General features: G+C 43.1%; 7 protein-coding genes. 3 read left to right on the top strand and 4 right to left on the bottom strand.

The window, feature by feature from the left end; genetic code table 11:
- The first annotated feature begins 104 nt into the window (after window positions 1-104).
- The gene (gene copM, locus IEE84_RS01690) at window positions 105-968 is read left to right on the top strand and encodes a CopM family metallochaperone (RefSeq protein ID WP_191114676.1); all 864 of its coding nucleotides are present in this window, start codon (window positions 105-107) and stop codon (window positions 966-968) included.
- A 166-nt stretch (window positions 969-1134) separates the two neighbouring features.
- On the opposite strand, the gene IEE84_RS01685 is transcribed toward copM, so the two are convergent.
- Window positions 1135-3165 (bottom strand): M61 family metallopeptidase, encoded by a 2031-nt coding sequence (locus tag IEE84_RS01685; RefSeq protein WP_191114675.1) that lies wholly within the window; start codon window positions 3163-3165, stop codon window positions 1135-1137.
- Window positions 3166-3489: 324 nt separating this feature from the next.
- Between IEE84_RS01685 and IEE84_RS01680 the strand changes: the two genes are divergently transcribed.
- A complete protein-coding gene (locus IEE84_RS01680; protein ID WP_057758283.1) occupies window positions 3490-3975 on the top strand; it encodes an FKBP-type peptidyl-prolyl cis-trans isomerase in 486 nt (161 codons plus the stop codon).
- A gap of 506 nt (window positions 3976-4481) precedes the next feature.
- On the opposite strand, the gene IEE84_RS01675 is transcribed toward IEE84_RS01680, so the two are convergent.
- The gene (locus IEE84_RS01675) at window positions 4482-6692 is read right to left on the bottom strand and encodes a carboxy terminal-processing peptidase (RefSeq protein WP_101205548.1); all 2211 of its coding nucleotides are present in this window, start codon (window positions 6690-6692) and stop codon (window positions 4482-4484) included.
- A 464-nt stretch (window positions 6693-7156) separates the two neighbouring features.
- Here IEE84_RS01675 and nagZ point away from each other — a divergent pair, with 464 nt between their 5' ends.
- The gene (gene nagZ / locus IEE84_RS01670; protein WP_191114674.1) at window positions 7157-8233 is read left to right on the top strand and encodes a beta-N-acetylhexosaminidase; all 1077 of its coding nucleotides are present in this window, start codon (window positions 7157-7159) and stop codon (window positions 8231-8233) included.
- A 112-nt stretch (window positions 8234-8345) separates the two neighbouring features.
- On the opposite strand, the gene IEE84_RS01665 is transcribed toward nagZ, so the two are convergent.
- Window positions 8346-9944, bottom strand: a complete 1599-nt coding sequence (locus tag IEE84_RS01665) for an OmpA family protein (protein WP_191114673.1) — start codon at window positions 9942-9944, stop codon at window positions 8346-8348.
- Window positions 9945-10241: 297 nt separating this feature from the next.
- Entirely contained in the window at window positions 10242-11876 is a 1635-nt protein-coding gene (locus IEE84_RS01660; protein WP_191114672.1) for a hypothetical protein, read from the bottom strand.
- Window positions 11877-12182 lie beyond the last annotated feature (306 nt).

Below are 12182 nucleotides of genomic sequence, written 5' to 3'. Positions count from 1 at the left end.
TCTCGAATGGGTAAGGTTTATCTGCTAACATTCAGCACGTAATTGATTATGTATAATAGGTATTATCCATTTATCGTTTGGTTTTTTCACAATAGGGATATGTCATGATTGCTTCTCGTCGTTTTCTTTCGTTGATCACTAGCATTTCTGCGGCGCTTGTATTGAGTGCTTGTCAGCCAACGACAGAGGACAGCCAATCAAATCCTGCAGAAGAAACCTCACCGCCAGTAACTGATATGCCACATGCTGAGCATGACGATATGGCAGATGATACTCTAACAAATAACAGCGATAATAGTGTCAGTGATGAGTCTCAAATGAGCGATATGCTCAGAGACTATACGAGATCGATGACTAGAATGCATGATGAGATGATGATTGGTATGGGTTATAACGATCCTGATACCGCTTTCGCTAAAGGCATGTTGGGACATCATCGCGGCGCGGTAGAGATGGCAAAAATAGAGCTCAAGTATGGCACTGACGAAGCGATGCGCCAACTTGCTCAAGACGTCATCACGGCACAGCAAGCTGACATCGATATCTTAAACAAGTGGTTGGCTAGTCATCCTGATGCTGCTAAACCTAAGTCAAATACTGTGGCGATGCAGCAAGCATATGCTAAGAGCATGGAAAATATGCATGGCGAAATGACTTTGGGTGTGTCTGATCCCGTGCCTGATATGGCATTTGCACGCGGCATGCTACCGCATCATATTGCCGCTGTTGACATGGCAAAAGTTCAGCTCGAATATGGGACAGATGAAGAGATGCGTCAGTTGGCGCAAGACGTCATTGATAACCAGCAAACTGAAATTGATGTGATGAAAAACTGGATTGCTGCGCTTGAGGCTGCAAGTAGCAACGAAGACGATAGCTCTGTAGATGAAAATATTGAGCCTAAAACTACCGCTAATAAGAACCCAGATAGCCCAGATAGCCCAGATAATAAAGCGAAACAGCAGTAATCTTATACGTCACCAATCACTGATTGGTTAATCACTTAGGTTGCTTAGACATATCAACAATATTGAAAGTTATTAAAAAACCCTCTTCTAAGCATGAATGCTTGGAAGAGGGTTTTTTATGTGGAAGGGTTTTTCGTATGGAAAGGTATTTGATATAGCATCAAGGCTATCGCTTCATAACATTAAGCCATGTCTCCCAACCTGCCTCACCTTTTAATTGCTCATTATCATTCTCTAAAGTCTTATCTCCTTTTGCTAAGCGTAGGCTTACTTTATGAGGAGGTACTGCTCCAGTCATGCCAGTTGTCTCATCTCGCGGCTTAACTTTGGTTGTCGTTTCGGGTTGAACCTGAACACACATCAGCTCATCACGGCGGAATAAATAACATTCAACAGAATGCACTGTATTAACCAAGGCGGTAAGTTGTTTCGTATCTGCTTTGATGCCGTCAATCGCGATAATAACATCATGCGCTGAAATACCAGCTCTAGCGGCAATACTACCTCGCATCACACGATTGACTTTGAGTCCAGCTGGCGTCTCATTACATCGCATACCCCAAGGCACATGTTTGTCAGCCGTTTCTTTGGTATTCGCCTGTATCTTGACACCATTTGCAACTAGCAACGCTTCAATTGGCAGCTCTTCTACCCCATTGACGTAACGGCGCTCAAAATCTTCCCATTCTGCTAGCGGCATAAACTGCTCAATGACGGAGCCCATATCAGCACTACTGATACCAATCCGCTTACTGTAGTTCTGCTTGGCATGTGTATAAAAAGCTTTGACCACATCAAACAAACGATAACGACCATCACTATGCTTGAGTAAGATTAGATCCAAACATAGAGCTACCAACGCCCCTTTGTTATAGTAGCTGATACCTGCATTGCCTGTATTTTCATCGGTACGATACAGTTTAATCCAAGCATCAAAGCTCGACTCTGCCACGCTTTGATTGCCACGCCCTGGGGTTTGATAGTAGCGATTGATTTGTTCTGCTAGCAGTCGCAGATAATTGGCTTTATCAATCACGCCTGACGCTTGCAACATAAAATCATCGATATAAGACGTAAACCCTTCGAATACCCAAAGTAATGGCGTAAATGCCTCACGTCGTAAATCGACATCGATCATGACATCAGGACGTACCGTCTTCACCCACCATGAATGAAAATACTCGTGACTACACAAGCCTAAAAACCGCTGATAATCTGTACTCGGTAGCTTTGGCTCATTGGCACTTGGCAAATCATTGCGCGGGGTGATAAGGCTAGTAGAGTTGATATGCTCAAGCCCACCATAGTCTTGACCGCTGGCAAAAGTCATAAAGGTATAATCGTCAAATGGCGCATCGCCTAACCAATCTACATAGGTCTGACAAATCTGAGTAATATCCTGCTGCAACCGACCTAGATTGGCATTCTGCTTGCCTGACAGGTAAAAACTATGATGTAGCGTCTGATGCTCATTATCATGAATAATAAAATCAAACTTTTCTTGTTCTGCGATTTCGAATGGATAATCAATCAGCTCGTGATAATTCGATGCCTGTAACTTGTAAATATGCTGACGGTTCGCTTGCTGATTGTCTTTTTGCTGCTGATCAATCTGCAGGTGCGTAGTGTCCAAACCACAGGCCAACAATACTTTGCTACTTTCTTTGTCTGCAAAAAATGTCTCAGGAACGATTAAGCTAACTTGGGCAGGTGCTTGCTCTTGCCCTTCGACGGCTAGCGCAAGCGAAGTAAAATTGCCATAAAGTCGTTGCTGATCGACATAGGCTGTACGCACAGACAAGTCATAGCAATAGACTTCGTACTCGACGATGACCGTCTGCCCTGCTTGCACCGCTGGCAGCTGCCATGTGTTTTTGTCAATTTTCTGCGCGCGATAAGTCGCTGACTGCTCGTCACTATCCGCTTTTTGAGCCTCTAGTACTTGATAATGTACCGCAGTGATGTTTCGAGCAAACTCACGCATTAGATAACTGCCTGGTATCCACGCTGGTAACCAAAGCTGCGGCGCATCGGATACTGCTGTAAAGCTCAGGGATACATCGACCAAATGCTCGTAGAAACGGGCAAAATCAAATTGATAGCTTATGTCAGCTATCGTTTTAGCCTTAGTATCATGATGATTGGTTGAAACATTGCTCGCTGGTTGTTTGGTAGTGGTATTGGCAAATGCAGTCATCGTGTCTCTCATCCTTATTTTTATAATTATGCTAGAAGTCCTGCTCTAAAAAAGCAACTCCTAAACCATGAATAGCCAATAGCTATGCATTAACTATAGAAAATAGCAGTTATTATTGTAAATTGTGGCATTAATTGGCATTTTTTATGTTTTTTGCCTTGAAAGTTATGTGGGCCATCTCAATTAAAGATGCTAACTGCTAAAGTTACTTTAATAAACTGATGATAATTGACTAATGACGTGGCCTTTTGGCTTGCAGATTGGCTTTTTTAGGTTTATTGCAACCGTATTTAATTTTTTACATAGATATATTTAGGATATTTTATGACTACTATCGCAAAAGACACTGCCGTCAAATTCAATTACACACTAAAAGACGACGAAGGCAATATCCTTGACCAGTCACCAGAAGGTCAGCCACTTGCTTATCTACATGGTCACAGCAACATTATCCCAGGCCTAGAAGCACAATTAGAAGGTAAATCTGCTGGCGAAAAAGTTAATGCAGTCGTTGAACCTGCTGATGGCTACGGCGAATACCAAGAGCAAGCAGTACAGCACGTACCACGTGACAACTTCCAAGGCGTTGATGACATTCAGCCTGGTATGCAGTTCCAGTCAGAAGCTGGCGGCCAAGTAATGTTGGTTACCGTAACTGCTGTAAACGATCAAGAAGTTACTGTTGATGCAAACCATCCATTGGCTGGTAAGCGTTTGACATTTGATGTTGAAATTCAAGAAGTACGTGCAGCAACTGAAGACGAACTAAACCATGGCCATGTACATGGTGCAGGTGGCGTTGAGCACTAATCTCTTCTAGAGTATAGTGAAAATAGTTAGATGATAAATTATTAGATTTATCATCTAATCTGAAAGGCCAGTAGCTGATAAGGTTACTGGCCTTTTTTTATGCTTATCTCATGGTAAGTTTTGAATTAATATAAATATAATCAACTTGAATACTATCTATTTAAAAAGTCCGCTATAAAAATTATTAATATCCAGACGTAACAAAGCCGCATAACGACAAGCGTCATGCGGCTTTTATTACCAACCATCCATGTTAGCGTTACGTGATACCTAATCCCGGGGCATCTCATAACTGACAGGCATCCAGCCTTATCATCCTTAATCAGCAAACTACTTATCCCTAGTGCGACCTTTAAGATACCAATCCCTAGTATCAATGAACCGTTTCGTTCAATCGTGCCGTACAGTTATAATCGCAGATTGACCCTTCGTTGGTAAGAGGTCTAAACGTCAATCTATGTAAGCATATGCTTACATAGATTACGTAACGCTATAATAACTTCACATTATAGCTTCTCTTCAGGGCTAAGCATTGTCTTAGGTTCAGCGCTGAGCATAAGGTAAGCTGCCTCATTGATAAACGCTTCATCCTCTGGTAATTCTGGACGTTCAGCTGCTTTCATGCGGCTACGTTCTTCAAACTTTGCGTCCATCGCTGCCTGATAAGTGTTCCAGTTAGAGTACGGACGCTCACCAGTTGCGATAAGGCGCTTGTTTTCTGCTTCTAATGAGCGTTTTTCAATTAGTTGCATTTTAGCTCGGCGACTATTGATATCTAATCGAACAGGTTTCTTTTCATCATCCATGTTACGAATATCATTTAGCGTCGACAGATAAGTAAACTGCGGGTCTTTCTGTTGGCGAATCTTAGACTGCTGATTGAGCGTCGCCAACGTATCACTGGTAAACTTCCCTTCAGGCTTATACGGCGCCGTTCTGATAGTGTCCCAAGGCAATGCTTTTTTCTGAGCTCGCTCGCCAAAGGTTGCATCATCATAGATATTAACTAGCTCAACGTCCGGTACGACACCTTTATTCTGTGTACTACCGCCAGTGACACGATAAAACTTACGCTGAGTTAAGGTGGCAGAGCCTAAAGCTAAGCTATCGAGCTGGATCTGCGCAGAGCCTTTACCAGTTGTCGTACTACCAACCACTAATCCGCGACCATAGTCTTGAATAGCAGCAGCAAAGATTTCACTGGCTGATGCTGATGCTAAATTGGTAATGACCGCCATCTTGCCATCATATAGCTGCTCGCCGCCATCGTTGTCACGATATACTTGAATATTGCCGCGATTATCACGAATCTGTACTAATGGTCCACTTTTGATAAAGAAACCTAACATCTTAGCAACTTCATCCAATGAGCCTCCAGGGTTATTGCGCAAATCAACCACTAGACCATCGATATTTTGTTTATTCAACTCTTTTAGTGCTTTTTCAGTATCGATACTAACGCTACGGTAGTCTTCACCATTACGGCGCGCACGATAGTTTAAGTAAAAGCTTGGTATCTCAAGTACGCCAATACGCTTTGGCGTCTTATCAATATTAGGACGCTGTACTTCTACCACTCGCTGAGTGACGCCTGACTCCTCTTGCTGGATAATATCACGTACTACCGTGACCGTACGGGCGCTAGCATCTGGGGTATTAGGTTGACGTAGTTTCAGTGTGACCGATGTACCGCGTTTTCCGCGAATCAAGCTGACAATTTCACGTGTTGACCAACCAACCACATCCGTCATGGTTTCGCCATCTTTTGCAATACCAACGATCAAATCATTGGGCTTAATCTGACCCGACTTGGCGGCTGGGCCACCATCGACCAAAGTCACAATACGGGTATAGTCCGGATTTTTGCGATCTGGACGAATAGAGACACCAATACCTTCCAACTGAAGACTAGACTGGATTTGCAATTCAGTCGCTTGAATCGGTGCATAGTAATTACTGTGCGGATCATAGGTCAGCATCGCCGTATTTAAGATGGTCTCCATGATTTCATCATCTTTGAGACGCTTAAACTGCTCTTGTTGACGCGACAAACGATTTTGTAAAATCTCATTTGGCGTACGCTCATCGTTGCGTACCAAGTCTTGCCCACGAGTGATATCTGGGTTGCTTAAAAATACTTTCTCTTTGGCTTTTTCATCTTCTTGACCGAGCGTAATGCTCATCAACTGAAACTTTAGCTGACGTTCCCAGTAATCGCGCTGCTCTTTTTTGGTTTTAAAATGACCAAGTTTTTCACGGTCGAGTATGATTGTGTCATTACCTGTCAAATCAATATCTGTTTTGAGCATCTTGGTGGCCATCGCAAAGTACTCATTTGAGCGTTTGCGGTAACGATCAAACACCTCTACCCCTGCAGATAGATCACCTTGCTTTAGGCGAGCGCCAAAATCTTCAGCGTGTTTTTTCTTAAGCTCATCAACATCGGATTGCAAAAACAACGTATGGTTTGGGTCAAGGCTATCGATATACATTGATAGGATTTCGCTACCAGTCTTGCTATCTAAAGGCTGATTAAGATAATGACTGCGATCCAGCAAAGCGGCTACTTGACGGGTGGTGACCTTTTGCTCAGGGGTCTGAACGAAACTTCCCGTATTGGTTTCGGCGACTGCAGTACCGTAGCTTTGAGTTAAAATAATACCGGCGATGCCCACTGACGCTGCACTGAGTAACCACTGTGCTGGTTGTTTTTTCATCATATGTACCTAGTTATTTGAAGTTAATAGTATTGGGTAATTCATCAGAATTAGAAATGCTCGAATCTGTTGTGACCTATAAATGCTGCGCTTTTTATTCTTATACTTTATGTATCATTAAATACTGATATATAGTCAAAAATCAATCAATATTATCATGCGCATAAATACTGAACTGTCTCAAACTGTATAAGCAATCTTACACGCTACACCTGTACATACCAAACTTTCTATCACTTTTATCATACATAGCAATCGAGGGCTATCAACATCGATTTGACGACTAAATCTAATGGCTATTAGCAAATTGATTTGACCCCAATAATCTGCCACATTATGCTCAATTAATAATAGCTGTCATAATAAGACATCTGAACAATGATTGATAAGCGATAAGACAGCCATAGATAGATAATCAGTCACCCTCATAATATAACCATATATAAAATAATAAGGAATACGCGATGTACGGCGTTTTAATGATAGATATCGATAGTACTGCTTTGACCGCTGAAGATGTCAGCTTGATTAAACAAGCACAGGTCGGTGGAGTAATATTGTTTGGTCGTAACGTCACAGATGCGGCCCAAGTCAGAGCACTGTGTGAGGATATACGTTATCACAATCAAGACATACTTATTGGTGTAGACCAAGAAGGTGGACGAGTCGCAAGACTACGTGAAGGCTTCACGCCCCTACCTGCTATGGGACGATTGGGTGAGCTATTCAATCAAGACCCAAGTCAAGCACTTAGCTGCGCCTACGATTGCGGTTATCTAATGGCAGCTGAAGTGCTAGCTGTAGGAATCGATTTGAGCTTTGCACCCGTACTGGATAGAGATGGTATTAGCCAAGTCATCGGTGATCGCAGCTTTCATTATGAGCCGCAAGCCATCACTGCGCTTGCAACACAGTTTATGCGTGGAATGAAAGCAGCTGGTATGGCAACCACTGGTAAACACTTCCCCGGTCATGGTGCCATCGCTCCTGACTCGCACGTATCAGAAGCCATCGATACGCGTAGCTTAGATGAAATCATCAATAGCGATATGCAACCTTTTGCTCAAACGCTACATAGTCTGGACGCTCTTATGCCAGCACATGTGATATTTTCGCAAGTAGACGACAAGCCAGCAGGATTCTCCAAAATTTGGCTACAAGATATCATTCGAGATGAACTTAAATTTGATGGCGTACTATTCTCTGATGATTTATCGATGGCAGGTGCAAAGGCGGCTGGTGATGTCAGTGCTCGCGTAAAAGCGGCCATTAATGCTGGTTGTGATGTTGCTCTCGTGTGCAACGACCGTGTGGCTGCTCATGAGGCGGCTAAAGCTGCGCAAGATCTGCCTTACCCTAACCAGCAACGTATCAAAACCATGCGCGGCAACATCCCAACATGGCAAGGCGATCTTGAATCTACCTGCCAGCAGTTTGAATACTGGCAGCAAGCCAAGCAAAATATTACTCAGACTTTTTTTGATGCGCAAGCTGATGCTCAGACTGCTAAAGAATCAACAGACCCCACTCTGTATAAATAATAGCTTGTTAAGTTGTCATCGAGTAGCATACAAAAAACCGCATCTTATAAAGGTGCGGTTTTTGTCATTTGGCTACTATAGTCTAACTATAATCAAAATAAGAACATGTAGATTAATTGGTTGGGTCTACCGCAGTACCTTGGGTAGCGTCATCGCCATCTGGTAATAAATCATCATTGTTACTATCTAATGGGTTCATATCTGGATCTAGCGAATCACCGTTTATCATCATGCCATCATTTGTACTGACAACTTCGTCATTGACCATAAACTCAATACGGCGATTGCGGAAGCGACCTTGTTCGGTTGAATTGTCCGCGATTGGTTCTGATTCGCCCATGCCTTTGGTAGTTAATTTACTGGCATCAATCCCTTTAGACACTAGATACGCTTTCACTGACTCAGCACGCTCCTGAGACAGCTCCATATTATAGGTATCAGAGGCTTGACTGTCCGTATGACCGACAATCATCAGCTTCATATCAGGTACGTTATTGATGATTTCTGCAGCACGGTCTAGCAGCGCCTTATTGACTTCAGGTATAACCGCTTCGTCTACTTGGAAGTTAATCACCTGAATACTCAAAGCGCGAGCAACATCACGTGGATCTGGGTTTTCCCCTAGATTGGTCATCGCCACATCTGCAGCAGCCAGACTATCATCAATCTCACCTTGCAAGTCTAATGGACCTTCAGCTTGCACGGTCATGGCAGGAGCAGCTGCTTGTAAGTCAGCAACCAACTTATCCAATGCAGCTTTATCAGGAGCATTGACAGTGATGTTATCACCTTTGATAATCATGCTCGCGTTCGGTACATTTTTGATAATTGGTAATATCGTTGCCAGTTGAGCGGATGCTGGCATATCTACTGCAAAATTATCATCAACATCAGCACGGCATTTATTGGCTTCATCACCAAATGCACCAGTCAAAGCATTCATAACATTGGTTTGTAATGTCTCATCACCTACACTCATACGACAAGCATACAGCTCGCTATTTTCACCAGTTGCGATACTTAGTGATGCAGGCTCAATCGCGCCTGCAACCGCTAGTGCCTCATTACCTTGCGCCCCTTGCTGTACTGTAGCCGCTGGCGTTGCTACAGGTTCAGGGTTTTCTTGACAGCCTCTGAGTAGTGCCCAAGCCAATGCACCTAGGATAATCAAACCAATAATAGGTAGCAGCGCTTTCATAAAGCTTTCTTTTGGCTCTTCTTCTTTTTGCAATGGCGCTGTACTGGTGGTATCAGAAATCGGTGTGCTAGCCGTAGTAGAAGTGGCAGCGACTGCACTAGCAGGCAAAACAGTACCTGCCCATGCAGGGATGTGATGCTGGTAACTGTTCAGGTTGTCATTCAAAAATTGCGGAACAGGCGTGGTACCAGCTAAGCTTTTGATCTCATGAAAAGCTAGGGGCGCTGCCATCGCAATCAAACCACGTGAAGCGGTTGCATCGACGTTGTGTTTACCTGCCAGTTCACGAGAAATTTGGTCGCGGTGTGCGCCTTCTGTCCATACACGGTCATAAAAAGCGTTGTCATCGCGGGCGATGTTTTCATTAGCGAAGCGACTAAAAGTATCATTGTCTGCAAGACGAGCAGCAAAAATGGCATAAAACTGCTCTAATAGATTTTTCTTAGCTGGGCTACGGTCATCTTCCAATACGGCTGGGCTGACGGTGCGTGTCAAATGGCTAATAATATCCATAATATGGCTCTCCCCTTAATTTTTATTTATATTATTCGTTCACTCAAAAAGCAGCTGTATCATTCTTTTGTATTAAATCATCATAGTAGTAGTCATGGTGACGATGAATTCATCAAACTACTTTATTTGGTTTTGATTATTATAAAATTCTTAAGCTGCTATTCACAGTCTGTACGTTGTTGTGCAAATGATACAGTAAGTAATGTTTCGGTTGGCACACGTAACTGTAGCTAAATTACATGAAAAGATAGGCCATATAAAAAGACACGCCCTATGAAACAGCGTGCCTTATAAAAACTATCTAACTTGAGCTGGTTCAGCAACGATAACCGTGTTTGCCATCTCATCCACTTCTGAAGGTGAAAAAGGGCCTGGCGGTCTGGTCGTTTGATTATTCGAAGGAAAATTGTTGGGAATATTACTCGCGCCATTGGTAGGCAGATTGTTGGGCGCATTATTAAAGCTATTATTGTTAGGCAAAGGAGTTGGTATCACACGATCTCCAGTAACATCATCTGATGCTTGGTATTCGCCAGAGTTACTATTTACCCCATTATTGTTGTATTGATTATTAATCCCCGCCCCATCATCTACAAACTGATTATTTGCGTTTGCCATGTTGTTCGTAGCATCACCAATGTTGCTATTATCAGGCAACGGCAGTGGCGCTGTACTCTCGACTACCATCGCTGGTACTAAGTTGCGTACTTCTGTGACCAGTTTTTGTAGCAGTATATTGTCTGGCGCCTCCAGAGTGAGACGGTCGTTTTGCACATGTAAACGTGCAAACGGTGTTGATCGTAGCATCGTCAAGACATTGGGCAGTGTCTCCGCAGGCATATTAGCGATTGTGGTTGCTACTCCATCCTGTATGTTTAATTCACAAATACTTGCCTGCTCGCCAAAACTTGTATTAAGTGCCTGTTGCAACGTGCTTTGTAGCGCAGCATCGCCAACGGTCGCACTACAAGTGTACAAATTACCGCCGTTGTCTACACCGACAATAAGCTCAACAGGAGTCGTTGTTGGTACAGGAGGCACGGGTGCTGGCGGTGGTTCAACAGGTGCTGCGGCCACAGGTTCTACTGGTACTTCATTATTGGGTTTCACTAACAATGCCCATGCTGCTAGTGCAAGCGCGGCTAGGGCTACTATTAATAAAAACACACGTATTAGTAGATCATTTCGTTGATTGCGAGTGCGTACTTGTGCATGCTTCAAGTTACTGTTTTCTGCCAAATGGTAGGCTGCTGGATTGGCATGAATAGCATCACTATTGGCAATCGTATCGTTATCTAACGCTTCAGTGTTTGCGCGCTCAGCAGTTGATCTTTGCTCTATACTTTCTGCATCAGTGTTCGTTATTGGTGTGACTATGCCAGTATCTAAAGTAGAATCGTCAAGTCTATTCGATATGTCGTCACTTACTGGCACATGTACTTGCACATGGTCATCATCTGAATTGAAGCTTGTTTGTACTTGCTGATTTATACCTTGATTGGCCGCAATCACAGTGGCTGCCCAGATAGGTAAATATGGACGTAAAGCAGCCTGTTTGTCTTGTAGAAATGCTGGCAAAAACTGCCCATTGGCCAATACTTTTAGCTCACGATATGCCAACGGCGCGGCACTAATTAGTAATTGCTCAGTTGTCTGTTCATCAATGTGATGGGTGGCTGATAATTCTTGGATGATAGTCTTTTGCAGGCTTTTATCTTGCCATATTTGTTCAAATAGAGGGCTTTCATTATTGCTGCTAGTAATTACTTGATCAGTACGCAGCAACTGTGAGTAAACCTGTGGCACAGCTAGGCGCGCGGCCAAAACAGCATAAAACTGCTCAAGTAGACTGACATAGGCGACATTATTGCTGTCATCATTACCCATTACAGCTGGGGTTACCGTTTGTTCTAGCTGGTCAATAATGTTCATAATCCACTGCCTCTATCAGCCTTATTTGAATGTGCAAAAACTAAGCACTTATTTTATTTTTATCTACATCATTTGGAAATGTTACTTTTTTACCTAAGGCCGTACTCGTAACTAGTCTGAGCATTACCTTAGTTATTGGTGTCTTCATTACCATCGCTCTAAAAGTTTCACTTATGTTGCATGGTACACTGCTACATTATTCACTATAACCGCATAAAAAAGCATCGTTTTGTCACACAATAGGTATTCGCATTATCGCAACTGCTGTTAGTATTAGTCTATTGCTAATGGTTAGTACTTAATACG

Source organism: Psychrobacter sp. 28M-43, from assembly GCF_014770435.1.
In the GTDB taxonomy this organism is placed as follows: Bacteria; Pseudomonadota; Gammaproteobacteria; order Pseudomonadales; family Moraxellaceae; genus Psychrobacter.
The sequence above is the reverse complement of the archived record's forward strand: the minus strand, read 5'-3'. Positions and strand labels throughout refer to the sequence as shown.